The organism is Rhodococcus sp. NCIMB 12038 (assembly GCF_002165735.1).
Taxonomy (GTDB): Bacteria; Actinomycetota; Actinomycetes; order Mycobacteriales; family Mycobacteriaceae; genus Rhodococcus_F.
Genome location: NZ_NHML01000002.1, coordinates 205,372 through 224,745, shown reverse-complemented (window position 1 = coordinate 224,745; position 19,374 = coordinate 205,372). Strand labels below are relative to the sequence as shown.

The following is a 19,374-nucleotide window of genomic DNA, read 5'->3' as shown; positions in this document are numbered from 1 at the left end:
GGCTAAAAGAGTATCTCATCAATAAATGATAATATAAGTTATATACAACCGACTTCCGTGCGACAATGCCCGCCGGATCGAGAGAACGGACCAACGAGCCATGTCCACTCCGGCTGAACAATCACACGTACTGGACAGTGTCATCTCTGTCGCGCTGGACTTGTCCACCCGGCGACCCTTCGACATCATTCGCGAGCGCAGGGGGTGGGACACAACCACCATCGATCAGCTCGAGGCCTCCACTGACGAAGCCCTCCCCGATCTCACCTGCGCCGTCGAACTCCTTCACACCGCGATCTCCGGGGGCCGCACCATCACCGTGCTCACCGACTACGACATGGACGGAGTCGCTGCCGGCATCCTCACCTACGCCGGCCTGGCCGAGATGGGTGCGAACGTCGAGTTGGTCGTCCCGCATTACGTAGGCCCCCGAGACGTGACTGCGGACAAGATCGACCAGGCCCTCACTCAGTACCCGACGACCTCGCTGATCATCACCTGTGACGTGGGGATCAACTCCAACGACGGGATCGACCGCGCCCACCAGCTCGGTATGCAGGTCATCGTGGCCGACCATCACATCCAGGACGTGGAGGTGTGCCGAGCCGACGCGGTGGTCAACCCGAACCGCACCGGCTCCACCTACCCGGAGCCGGACATCTGCGGATCTCAGGTCGCGCTGCACGTCCTCAGCGCCTACGCCCGGACCAACTGCCCGGACAAGTCCGGTGCGATCGCGATGCTCTCGGTCTTCGGTGGTATCGGGGGTCTCGCCGATGTGATGCCGCTGCGTGGGCAGACTCGCACGTTGGTGCGCCGGGCGATTGGCTTGCTGGTGCTGGCGCTCCCCGAGGTGCCGCTGTACACCAAGCAGGACACCCTGCGGGAAGAGGACCCGATCAAGCGGTATCAGATCGGGCAGTGGAACGTCGAAGACCCGGATCGCATCGACCCCGACACCTCGACCCTTATGAGGATCGTCAACGGGCAGTCGCACGATCGCCGATACCGGGAGGCTCTGCGTGGGCTCTCGATTCTGCTGTCCCGGCTGGTGGCCGGCGGTAAGGTTCGCTCCGTCGACGATCTCGACGTCTCGTTTCTCGGATTCACGCTGACGCCGATGTTCAATGCGACCCGCAGGGTCGAGGCCGATATGGCGGACTCGTTCATGGTGTTCGTTCCGGAGGCCGTTCACGCCTCCCGGCGTGACTACATGCCCGACGTGTTCGCCACGGCTGCGCATATCGCGCAGGCTCGTCGCGTGGCCGCGGACACGTTGGTGACCAACAACGAGACGCGCAAGGAGATCACCAAGGCGGCGATGGAAGAGCTCCGGGCGGCGGAGCAGCCCTATGCCCCCTACCTGTGGTTCTCCGAGGCCAAGCCGGGTGTCCTCGGTTTGCTCGCGTCCAACCTCCTCACCGAAACGGGGGTGCCGACGATGGTTGTCAGCCCGCACACCCTCGCCGGATCCGCGCGCACCCCGGCGTGGTTCGACATGCTCGGATTCGTCGCCGAGATGAACGATCCCCGGCTCCGGGCGGCTGGCCACCATCAGGCCTGCGGTGTCGGTGCCAGCGATCTCGATGCCGTGGCGAGGATCGTCTCGGCCATCGACGAGTACGTTCGCTCGTTGCCTGAGCCCGACCCCGAGGACTTGCGCGCTGACCTGCACATGATGGACATCGAGTCGCTCGCCGGACTAGGCCCGTCAGCAGCCGCCACGCTGGTGCATCTGCAACCCGACATTCCGCTGCCCCTGGCGCCACAGCTGGTGGGCCTTGCGCAGTCCTTGAGCGAGCTCGGGCCCTTCGGGCAGGGCTTCCCGTTCCCAGATATCCGGGTCACGTTCCAGCCGACGCACGCTGTGGTGCACCCGTTGAGCCGAAAGGAGGACGCCGGTGAGCTCGAAAAGGGAACGTGGCCGGATCCCGCCGATTACAAGCACCTGAAGATCACGACCGCGCACGGACTCGACCTGCTGTGGTGGAACAGCACCGACCATCACCAGGCCCTGACCGAGGCATCGCTGGTCACCGCAACGATCGATCTGTCGACCAACCAGTTCATGGGCAACGTGCGTCCGCAGGCGATCGTCTCGTCCCTGGTCATCCACGAGGAAGAGCAGGCTCGGGTCGACGGATGAGTACCCAGCGTGAGAACAACACCCGGACCAGCGCATTCGTCCGGGGGTTGTCGCCGTGGTGCGTGGTGGTCGGCGGGGTTGTCGTTGTCGGACTGTCGCTGGTCCTGCCCGCCCTGCTTCGCAGCGTCGGCATGGGGCCGGTGACCGCCACCTCCGTCTGCATGATCGTTCTCACCCTTCTCATCGGGCGCTACGCGCCTGTTCTCGGTCTCTATCCGACCCGGATGCCCGTGTCGGTGGGTGCGCCTGACGCGATGCTCGTATCCGCTGCGGTACTCGGCGGCGCATTCCTGTGGTGGGCCGGCGCCATCGTTGCCCGGCTCCTGGTGAGCGACGAACGCAACGCCACTCAGCCCGAGTCAACCGACCCCTACCTGCTCACACTGCTGTTCATCCTGGTCATCGCCCCGGTGACCGAGGAGATCCTCTATCGAGGTCTCCTTCAGGGTGCGCTGAACGGGATCTTCCCCGTAGTCATCTCGCTGACCCTGACGACCGTGATCTTCGCGGCCGTCCACCCACGGCCTCGAGACATGATCCTGGCCGGAGCCATCGGTCTGCTGGCCGGGGTGCTGCGTGAAGTGTCCGGGACGATGATGATGCCGATCCTGGTTCACATCGCCATGAACACCGCCTCATGGCTCATCCCTGCGGCCGTCGTGTCCCATCTGGCCCACAGCCCCGCCGCATTCCCTGTTCTGATCCTGCTGGGGGGAGCGGTGGTGATCGCCGCTGTCGTGCTCGCCTTGCGCGCCCCCACGTTGTCCAGGCGTCTGCGGTCGCCGGACCGGCCAGCCGGATCCGATGCTCAACGGGGAGAGTAGGGGTGGGAACGCGCATGGGATTGTTCGACGGCCCGACGTGGCGCGAGCGGATGCTCGCAGAGAACCACGCGCAAATCGACACCCAGCGCAAGCAGGCGAAGACCCCGAACGCCTACAGCAACTCGTCGGCCAAGCCCAGAGATGGCACTAAGGTCGCGATGTCGATGATCTCGATATGTGCTGCCGGTCCGCTGGTGAACTCGGCGATGGTGAATTGTGCTGCGGGTCCGAACTTCTCTTCGAATCGGCGCCGAGTGTGGGGAGAGGAGCGACCCAAGGCCCACTCGGCGGTTGCTTGCGAGGCCACCAAGAACTTCTTCGGAAGCGACCCGACGACGAACATCTGCGCACGCCGTTCCGTCGGGTCCAACGCCAGGTGAACCAGATCAGCAAACACACCTCGCTTGCGCATGGTGTCAGCACCCTTCCACTGCGAAACCTTGAACTCGGCGATGCGACGATCGGTCTCGACATCAAACGGCCTGCTGGGGTCGTTGCCGGCACCGAGTGATGGCCTGACCGTGACGGTTTCACCAGGTTCGAGGATCAGTGGCAGGCAACGCGCAATGACGGTGGCATGAATGACGTCGTTGAGCCGCCCGACGTGCTGACGAACGGCCAGGGCTGCGTCGAGGAGATCCTCGCTGAAGTGAAAGCGCTCGACGGTATCAGCGCATCCCGTCGTTCCCGAGCCGGCGAACGCCGACTCCGCGGCGGACAGGTGCTCGGTGAGTTCATTGGTGGTGAGAAACTCCAACAGAGTCGAGAACGACGCCGACAGGTGCGTGTAGTCCCCCCTCGGAGCCCCGGGATTAGCGTCTGTTTCGGTCTGCTTCTCGCCGATCCTGGTCTGGTAGACACTGGTGGTGAAGCCGATTCCGCGGAGACGCGCCAGAGCGGTGTGTGAGGTGAAGCTCGACCGCGGGAGGTTGCTTATCAGCTGGTATGCCTGCTTCGGGGGATAGCGTACGCCGCCGATTTCGGCCCAGTGTTCTCGAATCGGTTCGGGTTCAGCCTGACTGACAACCTTGATCGCAGCCTCGAGGTCCGTTGAACTCTCAGGCTTCCGCGTTTCCATCACAGTGATGAGTCAAGCAGGCCAAGGTGTACCGGTTGCGGAGCGGGGCGAAACCAACAAGACTGCAGCCCCGCGCACCATCTCGGTGCGCGGGGCTGTCCGGTCTACTGACCCGGTTCGCGTCAGTCGACCACTCGCACCGGGTTGACTCCGATCAGCGTTCCGTCGGGGGCCGCGGCGGGATGGACCAGGTACAGGCCCTCTCCGTATGTGCGCTGCAGTTCTCCCAACCAGCTCGACCCGAGGTCCTCGTCGCCGAGGACCAGCGACATGCCGCACAGGTCGGGGTGCAGCAGGTAGCCCACTGCCGGATCACCGGCCACTGCATGCCGGCGATCGTGGGCCATGTACTCCCGGCCCTCGGCCGGAAGCTTGGACAGGCCCGCTGCGCACAGTTCGCACGGTGTCACCACGGCGCAGGGCCGCATCGCCGTTCCGACTCCCAGCTTTCCCTCACGGTCGTCGGCGCTGAGCCAGAAGCACTGCACCGCCCACTGTGAGCTGTCCCCGCGCACGTCGACCAGGTGCGCGGTGGCGGGGTCCAGCTCCTCGGGTAGGGCCCCCTGGCTCTGCGTTGCGCTCCACCGTTCGACTGCGGCGCTTGCCGGTGTCCCGACGCTTCCTGTGGTCGCGGTCATCGTTTCTCCCCCAATCTGACCCTCGCCCACGCGCGGTCTTGGTTTATTGGCCATCGGTCGTCCAAGGCTGTGAGCTGCAAGAATGATGGCCAATCGTTGAATAACTATTCTCGGTAGATATACTACGGGCGCACTCGCCAAAGGCAAGTGCGCCTGACGTGTCCCCTGGGTCCATTCGGTCCCGGGGACGACGCCTTCCCGGGTACCGGCGGAGCCTGTACCTGGGGGTAGATCGGGAGGTTGTCGCACCCTGGTCTCGACCGGGCGCCGTCGTGCCCACGAAGCAATTCACCGAGACAAGAAGGAACGCAATCATGAAGGTCGCAACGGCGTTCTACGACGAGAACAATCTCCTCGTTCCGCCCACCAAGTTGTGGACGGGCGATCACCCGACAATGAGTCAGCTCACCCTGCAGGGTGGTTACTGGCACATCTGCACCAAGTACTTCGAATCGCCGACTGTGCGTGACGTCATCGCCGAAGCCGCTCTTCAGGCCATCATCGATCACAACGGAACTGTCATCTACGACCAGATCGACGAATACCCCGTTGTCGACGAGGTGACGAAGGAATTCATTGGGTGGCGCTACTACGTCCAGTACGTCATCGAGGAACCGGACCACAAGCCGTTTCCGAGCTACGCGGCCACCGCGGACCGTATCGGGATCTCGCCGAACTACGTACAGCCTTACGACGGAGTGGCCGAACAGGGGCCGGATTACCGAACGCCGCGGTCACAGCAGCTGTCGGCGCTGGAGGCCCTGCGGGAGGCCCGGCCGATTCACAATCCTCGCAGCGAGGGTCGGTCCTACGAACCGACCTACTGACAACACCCGGTCACAGAAAATGCCCCGCTGGAACTGAAGGATGAAACAGTCCAGCGGGGCATTAACCTTTGACCCACGGTAGGAGAATAACACGGCCGATGAAGAGCCGATCATGCTCGCAGTGAGCGACTTTCGAACATTTTCCCATCACCGCCGCGAACCTTGATGCGCACAAGGAATGCGGCGTTTGTCGTTTTGGGACACGCAACCGACAGCCTCGAACAAGGCGGGCCCGGCCGCCCCTCGAGCGGCTACAGGGCGGCGACGATGCCGAGAAACCGCAGGTCGTCGGCGACCCGGCCGTCGTTGACGTATCCGTCGGGGTTGACGAGAACCCGGCCAAGGTTGCAGGCGACGACGTCGAGCACACCGGACTGCAGAGTCGACAGCTCGGACACGTGCAACGGGGAGATGATGGGGGTGGCCATCGGTGGTTACGCCTCTCAGTCGGTGGTCGGGGCGGTCGCAAGCACCGGCCGCCCGCCTGCGCTCGTGCGCAGGTCTGGTGTCGGCCTAGTGGACGACGCCGGGGATGGCCCGCAATCGGGCGGGCAGCTCGGGGACGTCGCCGGCGTACCGGGCACCGGGGATTACCGCGAGGGCGGCGAGGTACAAGGTGAGCTCGTCGACGATGCCAGCCTGCCACGGCCCGCACGGGACCAGCGGAAACCCGAACCCCGGGGCGGTGAGCGTCGCGGTTGTCTCGGGGTCGGCCACCCAATCGAGCGGGTCGCGGTGGTTGAGCCACCGGTCGCGGGTATGTTCGCCGTAGACCGTCCAGTCGCTCATGATCGGCCCCCGGGGAGCTCGACGCCGAGCTCGACATGGCGCTTGTGCATATCAACGAGCAGTTCGGACCGGCGGGCGGCGGCGCGCAGGTGGTTCGCTGCGATGTCGTGCTTACCTTCCCCGCTCGCATCTCGGGCGAGGATGACGAGGTTGTCGCGCTGGCGGGTGGTCTCGTCGATGTCGGCGAGGATCACCGCCGCGGTGTCGGGATTGACCATGCCGGGCCTCCTTTCGGTGCTCATGAGCGGCTACGGAGTCGTGAGCCGAGCTGGAACGCCCCGTCGAGGACGTCGTAGACGTCGTTCAGTGCTCGCTGCGTGTCGGCGAGGCGGTCGATGGTCTCGGCGACCGCGACGGCGCCGTTCATCGCCGGGCCGAGCTCGTCGACGTCGACCTCCTCGGGATCGAGGTCGCCGTACTTCTCGGTCAGCTCCCGCACGCGGCGCACCAGTAGGCGCAGGTCGTCGCGGACATTCCCGACCTCGACGTTCAGGTCGGCAGGTGCGTTCAGATCGGTCATGCGATCACCTCCCCGAGCTCGGCGGCGGCGTCATTGAGATGCACACGCACGTCAGCCAGGGCATCGACGATGTCGGGGCGGTCCTGCTCGTCGGCGGCCTCGGTTACCGCGTTCACCTCGCGGGCAAGGGCGCTGAGCTGCTCGCGCAGATCTGCCACCTGGACCGCGAGGTCGGCCGGTGGCAGATACACGGCGGCGAGGCGGGCTTGTTTGTACGCGGGGAGGTCGGCGTAGTCCTGGTGCTCGTCGACGAGGCGCAGCGCAGCGAGGGCGAAGGGCGTGGGCTCGGTGCGGATCACCTCGTCGGTGTTGATGTCCGTATTGGCGAGCGAGAGTCCCTGCTCGCGCAGACTTTCCAGGGTCGCACCCTTACGGCGCATCAGCTCACCCGCGAGAGCGGCCTCGTCGCTGCGCCAACGTTCCCGGGTGTCGAGACCGGCGGCGTCGTGCAGGGCGCGCAGGGCGATTCGTTCAGTGGTCATGCGCGGTTACCTCATCGTCGAATTGGAAGGATTCGGGCATGTCGTGGACGCGGCCCTTGTTCCAGCACTGGGCCAGGATCATGCGCTTGGTGTTCGGCTCGGCGGGCAACCAGGGGTTACGTGCGCCGAGGTTGCGGGACTGCGCGACGCCGAGCTCGTAGGCCGCCTGGTAGGCGTTCACGCCGTCACCTGCGCATCGTCGGCGAGGTAGCGGTAGACGGTGGCCCGGGAAACCTTGAGTTTCTTGCCGATCTCGGCGGCGGTGAGCCCCTTCGCTTTGTAGTCACGGGCGAGGTCGGCGGCATCGGCGCCGAGCTTCTTGGGGCGGCCGGTGTACTTGCCCCGGGCTGCAGCGGCCTCACGAGCGGCGGCGGCACGCTCGGCCTTGAGGCCGACCTCGAACTCGGCGAACATCGAGAACATCGAGATCATGAGGCGGCCGGTGGCGGTGGACGGATCGAGGCGGCCCTGCTGTTTCGCGTGCACGATGATGCCGTCGTCGGCGAGCTCCTTGACGGTACCGATCACCTCGAGGGTGGATCGACCGAGGCGGTCGAGGTTCTCGACGGCCAGTGTGTCACCGCGGCGTAGGTGCGAACGGCAGTCCTCCCAGCCTGGGCGGGCCATGGGGCGGCCTGTGACCTTGTCGGTGAATACACGGGTGACGCCCATGCCGGCGAGCGCGTCGAGCTGGCGGTCGAGGTTCTGGCGAGTAGTCGATACTCGGGCATAGCCGATGATATCGCTCATGCCGCTACCGTCTCATAAGTCGGCACACTCCGCAATACCTGAGACGAATGCTTGCGACTGCCCGGGTGAATCTAAGTGCTTTCCGGTGAATCGTCTTAACCCGCGCTCCGCGATCGGAGCGAGGGTTGCGTCGCCGGCCGCTCCTCGTGGCGACACCTGTACCGCTTTCGTGTACCACTTCTGTCGCGCCTGTGTTCTTCTGACCTGCGGCGATGCAGAGCCGCGAGAAAACGGTACGTCTCGGATACCGAAACGGTACAGCGGCACAGGTCGCTGACCTGCGACTTCTGCGCTGTCGCCCGGATCTGTACCGTTCTTCAACTTTTCGCGATCCGAGAAAACTCTATGGCTCGCCACAAACTGATCTATGCCCGTCGACACAGGCTCGAAGCGGCGCTGAGAACTTTCCTCGGAAAAAGTGTTACATCGGCCGATCGGTGGTACATGCTTAGCGTAAGGCCAGTTCAGGAAGCTATCACTTGTACCCTTTTCTATTTCAACTATCCGTAGAAGTCGACAGGGTAAATGCAACCGATTACGGCTTTGGCCTGCGACGATAGGCGCCAGCGGGGCTGTAACCATTCTGATCCAACAAAAGTGGGACATCGTCCGCGAAAGTGGTACGCCTCGCCACCAACCCGTTCCGCCCCTCTGCGGCCATCCCTGTCGATCTTCACGAGTTCGGGTCACTGCATTGCAATTCCGGGCGATCGACCAGTGCAGCTGGCCTCGGCAGGCTTGCGGCCTGACGGAAACTGGCGCTCCGCTGTGGCAAGTGACGTCACCGCGAAACTTACTCAAACATTTACGTGTAGACGCCGCATACATAATCATTATAGAAACTAGATATCGACCCACCTGGCCGCATTGAACTGCAGTTATAGTAACTCGCAACTATCAGATGAATTTTCTCAGCGACTTTGTGCACAAGTTTCTTGGCTGCTGTTGCAACTGTCGCGTATCGTCACGATCAAGCCTTGACCCACAACCAAGGCACCCACACCTTCGGTACAAGCGGCACCCTCTCCCGGAGACGCTCGAGCCACACCCGACCAACGGTGCTGATTGCCCCTGCTCCCGCATGTGCCCGATGGCTGCTCAGGTCGCCGCCGGCACTTCTTCGGGCCACTGGGCGCCGCTAGATGAACAAAGGATGAATATGAGTTCCGGCACTGACCTCGGCATCACGTATCTCATAGACGACGACATCGACTTCACCCCCGAGATTGCTGCCCGATACGCCCCCAGCCCGAATTTCAAGCACGCCAGCGATGGCAAGCCCTTCGCTGAATCCGTGGCAGTCATCAGCAAGCGGTGCGCGGACTCCTACCTCACACCCGATCGCCTCCCCACTCTCAAGAGGCTCGCCCCAGCGACGGTGCACGACGGGCTGCTCAACGAGATCAACAAGCAAATCCTCGTTCAGAACGAGCGCGTCAAGAGCCTGGAGATCCACGGAACCAAGCGAATCCCCTTGACCCAGCTAGGATTCGCCGAGATCGCGCGGCTGATCCTGGCCCTCTACTCGATCGTCTCGATCTCGCCCTCGAGCAGGAACTCGGACCCCGACCTCAACGTCCTGGCCGCGTACGACGACAACCCGAACAGCCCCACGTACGGGACCTACCGCTCGTCGCAGGGGCACATCCGATCCATCGCCCGGCGGTACTGCCCGAACCTGACGACCAGGGACTTCACCGAAATTATTGCGGCGCTGAGCGATTCCGCACCCAAGCGCACCCGGGGCGACAACCGGGATCTGATCGCGGTGAACAACGGCATCATCGACTACAACGCCGGCAACCCCCGATTCATCGAGTTCTCCCCCGAGTTCATCTTCCTGGCCAAGCTGGATGTCGCGTGGAATCCCGACGCCCACAACGTCGTCATCCACAACGAAGACGACGGCACCGACTGGGACGTCGAATCGTGGATGGCGAGCCTGTCCGACGACCCAGAGGTCGTCGAACTGCTCTGGGAGATCATCGGCGCCACAGTGCGCCCGTACGTGAGCTGGAACAAGAGTGCGTTCTTCTACTCCGAGCAGGGCAACAACGGCAAGGGCACGCTGCTCTCGCTCATGCGCAACATGATCGGTGTACAGAGCTACGCGAGCATCCCACTCGCGGACTTCGGCAAGGACTTCCTCCTCGAACCCCTCACCCGAGCCAGCGCCATCCTGGTCGACGAGAACGACGTCGGCACCTTCATCGAGAAGGCCGCCAACTTCAAGGCCATCGTGACCAACGACGTGATCACGATCAACCGCAAGTACAAGTCGCCCATCGCCCACCAGCACTTCGGCTTCATGGTCCAGTGCCTCAACGACAAGCCGACGATCAAGGACAAGTCGGAGTCGATCTACCGCCGCCAGCTGTTCGTGCCGTTCACCAAGTGCTTCACCGGAGCCGAGCGCCGGTACATCAAGGACGACTACCTCACTCGTCCCGAAGTGCTCGAATACGTGCTCAAGCGGGCGCTGACCATGAACTACTACACGCTCAGCGAGCCCGAGGCCGTGAAGCGGGCGCTCGAGGACTTCAAGGAGAGCAACGACCCGATCCGCGCGTTCTGGAGTGAGGTCAAGGGTGAGTTCTCCTGGGACCTGATCCCCTTCCCCTTCGCCTACGACCTCTACAAGTCGTGGATGGCTCGCAACATGCCCAACTCGAAGCCGTTGGGTCGCAACAGGTTCATCGACTCTCTCGTGGCGCTTGTGCGTTCGGATCCGTATTCGATGTGGCTATGCGAGGACCACCGGACCCAGTACCGGCCGGGCGACCGGATGACCGTTCCCGAGGAACTGATCTACGAATACACCCTGGTCGAGTGGGCCAATGTCGCCGCACCGAAGAACAGCCCGAAGCAGTATTCGACGCTGCCGGCGGAGCGGCAGAAGAACAGCTACCGAGGCCTGATCCGCCGCGAACCCGACGAGGAGACCACCACGGCCGCCGAAGCGCAGCAGGACCTCGAGCAGGAATCCGATCAGGCGCTCACGGCACCTACCGGCATCGCCTTGGAGTCCGACCTGCCGCACAGGGCCGCGGAAGCGGCCCCGGAGGTGCATTGCGAGCCGGGCGGCACTCACGAGCCCGGTGCGAACGCCTCGTTCGCGGCAGAGACCACCTCCGCCGCGAACGAAGTCGCGCGAGAGCCCGGGGCGTACCCGGATGTCGTCGACCCGTTCGCCGTGGATCCCGGTGTCAGTCCGGTCGACCACACCTCCCCCGGCCGACCGGAGACCCCGCCGGCCACCACCTGACCCACATCCGCCGCACCCAGGCCCTCTGGCCGATCACCCCCAAGGAGACGTCGACCATGACCCCGACCCCATACACCAGCAAGGCCCCGGCCACCGCCGCGGACTCGGCGTTTCTGTTCTACGACATCGAGTCGCTGCACAACGCCTTCACGGTCGCGCTGTATCGCACCTCCGAGGCCGCCGCCGTCGTCTACTACTTGATCGACGAGGACCCCGGCATCGGCCTCACGTCCGAGGCGCTCACCGCGGCGATCGTCGACCCCGGCGGTGCCCTGATGACCACGCTGTACCGGGCCAACCCGGCGTTGCTCGCGCGTCAACACGAGAACCCGCAGGCCGTGCCGGGGCGCAACATTCTGTTCCTCGATCTCGCCGACGACCGCAACGCCAGGTCACTGGCCAAACTGTTGGGCGGAGTCGTCGACAAGGGTGATGTGCACACATGGCGGCGCTGCCCGATCAGCGGGACGGCGATCGTGTGCGACACCGACCCCGACTACGACCATCGACTGCCCGAGCACGCCTTCGTCACCGGGTACAACTCCAACCAATACGACACCACGATGCTCGCGCTGTACTTCTCGCTTCGCTTCGACGAGCAGTACCGGCCGCGGCCGGTCACCGCTGCACAGATGCGCGAGCACAGCAACGAGATGTTCGCGCTGTCCAAGAGCCAGGATCGCCCGTCGATGTCCCGGTACCTGTCCCACATCGGCAACCGCCGGGCAGGGCTGATCCGTAGCAGCTGGTTGTCGTCGGGGCGGCACCTCGATATCGCACGGCTCAACGAGCTGCAGCAGAAGGTCGCGCTCAAGCGGCTGCTCGGGATGCTCGGGCACCAGATCCTCGAATCCGAGCGGCTCTCCGGGCCCAATGCCCGGCTCGACTCCCTCGAGGACTTCTTCGATCTGGTGGCCTACAACATCTCCGACACCGTCGGTACCGCGCTGCTGTTCAGCGACAACACCTACTCGGGCAGCTTCGACCTGCGGTCGGGTCTGCTGCGGACCTTCCCCGAGACGGTGTTCGACCACGACGGTGACTTCCGGACCCCGGTCCTCGATACCGAGAAGGTGCTCAGGTGGCCGCGGCCGCGTTTGACGACGGACACCTCGTCCGCGCAGTTCGCCGGGCGCATCCTCGCGCCCTACCGTGATCTGCGGGCCATCCCCGGACACATCGCGGACCTGCCGGTCGTCTCGTTCCGGTACCCGGACCCGCTGGGGCACAACGGTTCGACCATCGGGTCTGCCACCAACGTCCTCACCGCGACCCGGGACTTCTTCTTCGAGACCGTGCCGACCGACACCGCGACCGGGCTCGCAGCGCACGAGGCGTTCGAGAAGGTCTACCGGTACTACCGGCGCATCGAAGGGCTCAATTTCGATCACGTCCAGCACAAAGACTTCGCTCCGGTGGTCATCAGCGGCCGGATCTCGGCGCAGCTGCGCGCTGCGGTCGCGCGTGAGACCTCGGCGGAGACCGATCCCCCCGCCGGCCCCGGTGCTCGGCGGGCCGCGCAGCTGGCGAAGCGATTTCTCGGGCTGTTCGGCGGTGCACCCTCGGAGACCGACGAGCATCCACGTCGGTTCACTCTCGGGGATTTCGCCACGCTCAGTGCGGCGCTCATCGAGTGGGTCAACGCCGACACGTCGTTGACACTGATTCGGCACAAGGAGCTGATCGCGGACATCGACCGGCTCAAGATCATCATCTTGGCCAGGGCCGATGCCGCACAGCCCTACTGGCCCGCCGATCGTCCTGCATCGTTCGGGGAGACCGTCATCGAATGGCACACCGATCGCAATCACGCGACGAACTCGTCCTACGAGCTCGCCTCGATCGCCAAGCTGCCGTGCAATATTCCGTACTTCGACAGTCAGGGTGAGCCGACGAGCTGCTTCGCCACCTTCTCCACCGGTGGCATTCATGGAGCCGAGGCCGACCTGGATGCGTTCGCTGTCGAGCAGGGCGCTTCGCGGGGACGATGGGCGCTCTTCCACGCCGCCATCGCCACCGCGGTCGATCAGTTCCGGCAGGCCGTGCAGGTCATCGAGGACGGCGCCGGTGTGCTCACCCCTCTCGACGCCAAAACCGACAAGATCGTCCGGGAGGGGATCGAGTGGGTCGCCGAGAACGCTGCGGCGATGCCCACCGTGACCGACGCCGAGGGGCGGCCGTACGCGGGGGAGGAACTGGCCACGGCTGCCTGGTGGATCCGGAAGAAGATCCGCATCGACGTGCTGGACGCCTCGACCGGCGAGCTCGTCACCGTCGAACACGCTGACATGATCAAGTCCGGATCAAAGGCGAACAACCCGATCCTGCGCGATCGCCCGAAGAACGACCGGGGTGTCGAGCTGTTCACCGCGCGCGAGATCAAAGAGGTACCGCTGTATCCCGCTGGGTCTGTCCACGAGGACAACAAGCTCGACCCGAAGTACCGCTTCACCTCGGTGGCCGATGTCATCCACGAGGACTTCACCAGCTACTACCCGCTGATGCTGGTCAATCTCGCGGCCTTCACCAACCCTGACCTGGCCGAGCCGGGGCAGCGGGCCCCGGACAAGTACAGCCAGATCTTCGGGGACAAGGAGCGGTACGGCAAGCTCCGCAAGGATCGATCCCTCAGTGCGGCCGAGCGTGAGAAGTTCAGCGTCCTGCGGGAAGGCACCAAGCTGATCCTCAACGCGGCATCCGGCGCCGCTGATGCCCGGCACGAGACTCCGATTCTGATGAACAACATGATCATCACCATGCGGATCGTCGGGCAGCTCTTCAGTTGGCGGATCGGGCAGGCGCAGACCTTCGCCGGCGGCCGGATCGTGTCGACGAACACCGATGGTCTGTACTCGACGCTCGACGCCGAGACCAACCAGAGGGTGCTCGATCAGCACACCGGCGCCATCGGTGTCGAGATCGAACCGGAAGAGCTGACCCTGGTGTCGAAGGACTCGAACAACCGGGTGGAGTTCCTGACCGCCGAGGAGTCCTTCGAGATCCTCACCGACGACAGCCGGGGAGAGCAGCAGTACCGGCCCGAGGAGATCGCCGGCAAGCCCTGGTACCGCATTGTCGCCTCCGCCGGTGGCGGGACGCTCGCGTGCTGGGCCGGGCCGAGTCCGCGCAAGGCGTTGGCTCACCCGGCGATGGTCGATCGGCTGCTGCTCGAGTACTTCAAGCTCGTCGCCGGAGGGTACGTCCCTGCCCAAGAGCCGGTCCCGTACGCATTGGCGACGCCGGTGTCGATCTCCGAGCCCATGGACGTCGCCGCCATGCGCGAGGTACTGGCCGATCTGCATCGCCAGCTCGGGGTTCGCGATCTGCTCAAGCTCTACCAGAACCTCCTGGCGTCCTCACCCTCCGCGGGCAGCTACCTCTATGCGGCGTCCTACCGGATCGACCCGGTGTCCGGGGCCGTCATCGAGGCCATCGACACCGCGCAGCTCACCTTCCCGGGCGATCCGCGCAACGTCACCGACGACGCTGCGCTGCTGGGTGAGGGCGGCACCCTGAATCGGCACCCGAAGGCTGCTCCGGTGCAGCTGCTGGGTCACTTCACCCGAGTCTTCCTCGTCCGCCCGGACAAGGTCGACCGGGACCTGTTCGGGGATCCCTTGGTGATCGCCGCAGCGAAGGCTCGGGTGGTGGCCGCGAGCGTGTGGGCATCCAGAGAAGGCAAGGGCCTGCGGCCGACCAACCCAAACGGCGTCGATCCGATCGCGGAGCACTTGCTCGAACTCGCTGGAGAGGATTCGGCCTACCGAGGACGGACCCGTGATCTGATCCTGGCCCGCCACAGCGGAGTCGATCCGTCGACACCGATGCTGGTGTTCAACCGGACCATCGCCGATCACCCGGACACGACTCTGCTCGAGGGCCTGCTCGACGCCATCGACACCGAGGCGTACATCCAGATGGCCGCGAACTCCTACGAAGAGAATTGGCGCAACGCCGCGCGGTGATCACGCCTTACCGGCATCTCGACTACTCGATCGCCCACACGAAAGGAATCCGATGACGAACCGAGTTCGTGTCCCCGAGGTCGGGCCTGTACTCACCGTGTCCGGCCACGTTCGCCTGCGCGAGCCCTCTCCCCTGGACGGGCGCGCGTGGTCGAGGCTGCGGTTGGACGACGCCAATCGTCTGGCCGCACGCAACGAGGGCTTGGTCCCGGTCGACAGCCTCGAACGCTGGGCGCAACAGAACCGGCCTGCGAACTGGATGCAGGTGCATCGCACCGCCATGCACCGCATCGAGCGCGACCTCGGGTTCTCCTGGGTCATCGACCTCGACGGCCAGTTCGCCGGCCAGATGGAACTGACCGGCCTGACCCGGGCCCCGCATCACGCCGCGCGCGTCGGGGCCTGGGTCGGTCGCCGGTTCGCCGGCGGCGGGGTCGGCGCGGCGGCCTTGGCTCTCGCGCTCGATCACGCCTTCGGACCCGCGGACATCGCGGTCGTCGAGGCGTTCGTCGATAACGACAACGAACCCTCCCGACGCGGACTGCTCTCGATGGGGTTCCGCCGAGTGGGTCCGCAGCAACAGCTTCGGTCCACCTGGGAATCGCACTTCCCGCCCGACCCCGCTGCGGAGCTGTTCGAGATCACTCGCGCTGACCTTCCGGCCGGCAGCTCCTCGTTCGTCGAGCACACACTCAGCGACCGTCTCCCTCGACCGCATCGCGCCAGCGATATTGACAAGAAAGGGAATTCACCGTGACCCGTACAGGTGTCCCCATCGAACGCGTCATCGAGGACCATCTCGTATCCGCCTGCACACAGCATCACCTACTCTGCCTGAAGATGACCTCCCCGGGTCGGCGTGCCGTCCCCGATCGGCTCGTCATCGGCCACGATGACCGGTCCGATCCGGTTCTCCTGTTCATCGAGCTCAAGCGCCCCGGCGGCATCCCTCGCCCCGATCAACGGGCCATGTTCGCCCAGATGCGCGCCCACGGGGCGCACGTCGTGGTGGCCGACTCCACCGCGGCCATCGATCAGTTGCTCGACGACTACTTCCTGCGCACTCCGCGACCGATCTCGCTACGCGATCCGCGTGATGCTCCGCTCCCCGGAAAACAGGCCGCCGTGCTGGTCCTGGGGAACTGATCCCGCCCTTCCGAGCCGCACCCCGCATCGACAAACCACCACTGCCCGAAAGAGAGCACACCCATGACGACCTCGATCGACAATATTTCCGCGCCCAGCTCCGCCGGCGACGGTCTCGATCTCGGTGGACTGGCGCCGCTGCACCCGCGGCTGCCCCACATCGTGATGTACACGCGGCCGGTCTGCCCGATCTGCGATCGACTCAAGATCCTGTTCAAGGCCGCGAAGCTCCCCGTCGTCGCCGTACCGATCAGCGACAACGACGAGGCGTACCGGCTCTTCAGCGAAGAACTGCACGTGACGCGGTCTCCCATCGTCCTAGTGCACAACACCTTCCAGAAACCGACCTACTTCAGTGGATTCGACTCCGAACGGGCTCGGATCGTCATCAACTCCATGTTCGATCGCCTCGAGATCCTCTCGCGCTCCGTCGGCTCGCTCTCGGTCGAGCGCTACATCGAGGGCCTGGCCGCGAGCATCGAACCGGGGGAAGGCACCCCATTCATCCGGCCGGAGACCTTCGCGTCGATGGCGGCGAACCACCTCGGCCACGAGGATGCGTCGGCGGCGCACCGCAGGTCACCAACGCTGCTGTCGAACTCCCGCTCCCAGGTCCCTCCCCTGCTCCACTGACCCGGCACTGAACATCTGGAGGTGACGATGACCGCCGCATTGACCACCATGGCCGGGACACCGGCCCCACCCCAGCCGGCGCTGCCGGCCTGGATGCAGATCATCGAAGACAAGCTCAAACCGTTCCAGAAGAGAGTGCGCGACTTCATCCTCACCCGACCGGCCTCGGCCGTATGGATGGGCATGGCGAGCGGCAAGACTCTGGTCACCCTCTCCGCGCTGTCCTACCTGCGCGAACCCGGCCACATCCTGGTAGTCGCACCCCGCAACATCGCGGTGAGCACCTGGCCCGAAGAGGTCTTCGATTGGGAGATCCCGCTTCGGGTGACCTCGCTGAACATCACCCCTCCGGGGATGCGTGGCAAGAACGGTCGCCTCAGCAAGGGACAACGCAATCTGAGACCGGATGAGTTCAAAGCTCTCGTCGACAACACGGCGCTCGACAGACCCGGCATCTACACCGTCGGATCAGATCGCTTCACCGATCTCGTCAAACGCATCATCTATGCCGGCGAGCCTCGGGTGCGACCGGTCGGCCACGGGCGCGACGACGGTGTTGTCGATCTGGACGTTCTGCGGGACTCCTTCGGCAAGATCGAACAGGGTTTCGCCGAACTGTGTCGTGACCGTCGCGATCACGCCCCGGAGAGTGACCGCGGGGCTCTGGAGGACGAGCACCGAGAGATCGGGTCTGCGTTCGCCGAAGCCCGGCTGGTCAAGCTCAAACCGGGCACCGCGTCAGGGGCGGCTCCGACGGTGGTCGTGGCCCACCGAGACCCGAAGAAGGCGAAGCTGCTTCGCTGCGATCAGGTGCGCACCGACCTGGCGACCGTGATCACCGCGGTCACCGGTCAGGTGTTCAGGGTCGCGGTCAACGTCGCCAAGGCCGACTACTCTCGATGGCCGTTCCCCACGGTCATCATCGACGAGGCCCAGGGGTTCAAGAACCCACAGTCCCATCGCTGGAAGGCGATGGCAGCGGTGCGGCCGTATGTCCGGCGCGTCATCGAGCTCTCCGGCACTCCGACTCCGGAAGGCGCCCACGAAATCTGGCCCCAGATATTCCTTCTCGACCAGGGATCGACCCTCGGCACCAGTTACACCGATCATCTGACGACGTGGTTCATTCCTGACCAGACGGTTCTGAATCAGGTCACGCGGTGGGAAATCAGTCCGCAGAACGAAGCTCAGTTGCATCGAGCAATCTCGCATCTCGCGGTCTCTGCCGAGAATTCGGAGCTCAACCTCATCGGTTTCGCGTCGCCGATCACGCACCTCGCGCCGATGACCGACGATCTGTCGAGGGCGTACGAAGCATTCGGACGGGACGCCTTGCTGTCCGTCCTGCTGACCGGGCTCTCCGACCTCCGTCGACGAGCGTTCGACGACACCATGGTGGCCACCGCCGACATGCGCGCGGTCATCGAGGCCGAGAACGCCGCCCGGGAGCAGGCGAGGGGGGCCGGCTTGGACAAAACGGAGACGGAGGAGATGGTGGCCGAGGCGCGGCGGCAAGCTGTCGAGTCCACCGGGGATCGCACTCGCGCGCAGACCGCGTACGACGCCGTCACCCTCGATGACGCCTCCGCGCATCAGATCGAAGCCGCCAACGGCGGCGTGCTGCGCAACAAACTGCTCCAGTTCGCGGCCGGCGCGGTCTATCTGGACCTCGACAAGGACGACGATGGTTACGCCGCGGCGACCGTGATGACCACCCGGCCGGTTCTGATTCTGCATTCCGGCAAATTCGACAAGGTGGTCGACATTTGCCATCAGCATTTCGCCAGCGGCGGCGAAGGGTCGATCCTGATCGCGTATAGGTTCGATTTCGAGAAGACGATTCTGCTGCACCGTCTGCGTCAGGCCGGTTATCCCGGCGCTCGTGAGTACAACGGGATGCCGGACACAAAGAAGGCGTGGAATCGGGGTGAGATTCCGATCATGCTCGTCCACCCGGCCAGCGCAGGTCACGGGCTGAATCTGCAGTTCGGCGGTCACACTCTGATCTGGACGACCCTGCCCGATTCGAACGAACACTTCGGGCAGACCCCGGCCCGGCTCAATCGGCTCGGGCAGACCCGACCTGTTGTCGTGCACACGATTCTGACCGAGGGCACCATCGACATGTACATGCCCGGAGCTCTCGCGGACAAACAGGCCAGTCAACAGCGTCTGATGCAGGCCACCCGGTCCGAGCTCAAACCGGTCATCGCCTCAGCTGTCGCCGAGGTCAACTGCGCCGGCGCGAGCCTGTACGTATGAACGAAGCCCCGCACCGGATCCCGGTGCGGGGCTTGTCTGTAAAAGGGAC

General features: G+C 64.6%; 18 protein-coding genes. 9 read left to right on the top strand and 9 right to left on the bottom strand.

Annotation, left to right across the window (positions count from 1 at the left end):
• Window positions 1-100: 100 nt before the first annotated feature.
• Together CA951_RS03310 and CA951_RS03305 are read left to right on the top strand one after the other, a co-directional pair.
• Window positions 101-2,146 carry a DHH family phosphoesterase gene (locus tag CA951_RS03310; RefSeq protein WP_087555508.1) on the top strand — a complete coding sequence of 682 codons (2,046 nt, stop codon included), beginning with the start codon at window positions 101-103 and terminating at the stop codon, window positions 2,144-2,146.
• Window positions 2,143-2,970, top strand: coding sequence for a CPBP family intramembrane glutamic endopeptidase (locus CA951_RS03305; RefSeq protein ID WP_087555507.1), 828 nt, complete (start codon window positions 2,143-2,145; stop codon window positions 2,968-2,970). Before CA951_RS03310 ends, CA951_RS03305 begins: the two co-directional genes overlap by 4 nt.
• Window positions 2,971-3,082: 112 nt before the next feature.
• Here CA951_RS03305 and CA951_RS03300 read toward each other — a convergent pair whose 3' ends face one another.
• Together CA951_RS03300 and CA951_RS03295 are read right to left on the bottom strand one after the other, a co-directional pair.
• On the bottom strand, window positions 3,083-4,048 hold the full coding sequence (locus CA951_RS03300) for a hypothetical protein (RefSeq protein WP_087555506.1): 966 nt from the start codon (window positions 4,046-4,048) through the stop codon (window positions 3,083-3,085).
• A gap of 122 nt (window positions 4,049-4,170) precedes the next feature.
• Window positions 4,171-4,686, bottom strand: a complete 516-nt coding sequence (locus tag CA951_RS03295; protein ID WP_087555505.1) for a hypothetical protein — start codon at window positions 4,684-4,686, stop codon at window positions 4,171-4,173.
• Window positions 4,687-5,000: 314 nt separating this feature from the next.
• On the opposite strand from CA951_RS03295, the gene CA951_RS03290 reads away from it, so the two are divergent.
• A complete protein-coding gene (locus tag CA951_RS03290) occupies window positions 5,001-5,513 on the top strand; it encodes a hypothetical protein (RefSeq protein ID WP_087555504.1) in 513 nt (170 codons plus the stop codon).
• A gap of 251 nt (window positions 5,514-5,764) precedes the next feature.
• Here CA951_RS03290 and CA951_RS43290 read toward each other — a convergent pair whose 3' ends face one another.
• The 7 genes from CA951_RS43290 to CA951_RS03260 form a co-directional block, all read right to left on the bottom strand.
• Entirely contained in the window at window positions 5,765-5,941 is a 177-nt protein-coding gene (locus tag CA951_RS43290; RefSeq protein WP_179220099.1) for a hypothetical protein, read from the bottom strand.
• Window positions 5,942-6,026: 85 nt separating this feature from the next.
• A complete protein-coding gene (locus CA951_RS03285; protein ID WP_087555503.1) occupies window positions 6,027-6,302 on the bottom strand; it encodes a hypothetical protein in 276 nt (91 codons plus the stop codon).
• Window positions 6,299-6,520 carry a hypothetical protein gene (locus CA951_RS03280; protein ID WP_087555502.1) on the bottom strand — a complete coding sequence of 74 codons (222 nt, stop codon included), beginning with the start codon at window positions 6,518-6,520 and terminating at the stop codon, window positions 6,299-6,301. The genes CA951_RS03285 and CA951_RS03280 overlap by 4 nt, the downstream gene beginning before the upstream one ends.
• A 20-nt stretch (window positions 6,521-6,540) precedes the next feature.
• On the bottom strand, window positions 6,541-6,822 hold the full coding sequence (locus CA951_RS03275) for a hypothetical protein (protein ID WP_087555501.1): 282 nt from the start codon (window positions 6,820-6,822) through the stop codon (window positions 6,541-6,543).
• A complete protein-coding gene (locus tag CA951_RS44000) occupies window positions 6,819-7,304 on the bottom strand; it encodes a hypothetical protein (RefSeq protein ID WP_256973271.1) in 486 nt (161 codons plus the stop codon). Before CA951_RS44000 ends, CA951_RS03275 begins: the two co-directional genes overlap by 4 nt.
• Window positions 7,294-7,485 (bottom strand): hypothetical protein, encoded by a 192-nt coding sequence (locus tag CA951_RS03265; RefSeq protein WP_087555500.1) that lies wholly within the window; start codon window positions 7,483-7,485, stop codon window positions 7,294-7,296. The genes CA951_RS44000 and CA951_RS03265 overlap by 11 nt, the downstream gene beginning before the upstream one ends.
• A complete protein-coding gene (locus CA951_RS03260) occupies window positions 7,482-8,054 on the bottom strand; it encodes a recombinase family protein (protein WP_087555499.1) in 573 nt (190 codons plus the stop codon). The genes CA951_RS03265 and CA951_RS03260 overlap by 4 nt, the downstream gene beginning before the upstream one ends.
• Before the next feature lie 1,159 nt (window positions 8,055-9,213).
• On the opposite strand from CA951_RS03260, the gene CA951_RS03255 reads away from it, so the two are divergent.
• The 6 genes from CA951_RS03255 to CA951_RS03230 all read left to right on the top strand — a co-directional run bounded on the left by CA951_RS03255 (window position 9,214) and on the right by CA951_RS03230 (window position 19,325).
• Window positions 9,214-11,319 carry a phage/plasmid primase, P4 family gene (locus CA951_RS03255; protein WP_256973269.1) on the top strand — a complete coding sequence of 702 codons (2,106 nt, stop codon included), beginning with the start codon at window positions 9,214-9,216 and terminating at the stop codon, window positions 11,317-11,319.
• A gap of 56 nt (window positions 11,320-11,375) precedes the next feature.
• Window positions 11,376-15,284 (top strand): hypothetical protein, encoded by a 3,909-nt coding sequence (locus tag CA951_RS03250; RefSeq protein ID WP_087555498.1) that lies wholly within the window; start codon window positions 11,376-11,378, stop codon window positions 15,282-15,284.
• Between the two features lie 52 nt (window positions 15,285-15,336).
• Window positions 15,337-16,041 (top strand): GNAT family N-acetyltransferase, encoded by a 705-nt coding sequence (locus CA951_RS03245; protein WP_087555497.1) that lies wholly within the window; start codon window positions 15,337-15,339, stop codon window positions 16,039-16,041.
• Entirely contained in the window at window positions 16,038-16,430 is a 393-nt protein-coding gene (locus CA951_RS03240; RefSeq protein ID WP_256973268.1) for a VRR-NUC domain-containing protein, read from the top strand. The genes CA951_RS03245 and CA951_RS03240 overlap by 4 nt, the downstream gene beginning before the upstream one ends.
• A 63-nt stretch (window positions 16,431-16,493) precedes the next feature.
• Window positions 16,494-17,063: a glutaredoxin domain-containing protein gene (locus tag CA951_RS03235; RefSeq protein ID WP_087555496.1), complete on the top strand. Its 570-nt coding sequence runs from the start codon at window positions 16,494-16,496 to the stop codon at window positions 17,061-17,063.
• 27 nt (window positions 17,064-17,090) lie between these two features.
• The gene (locus CA951_RS03230; RefSeq protein ID WP_087555495.1) at window positions 17,091-19,325 is read left to right on the top strand and encodes an SNF2-related protein; all 2,235 of its coding nucleotides are present in this window, start codon (window positions 17,091-17,093) and stop codon (window positions 19,323-19,325) included.
• The last annotated feature ends 49 nt before the right edge of the window (window positions 19,326-19,374 follow it).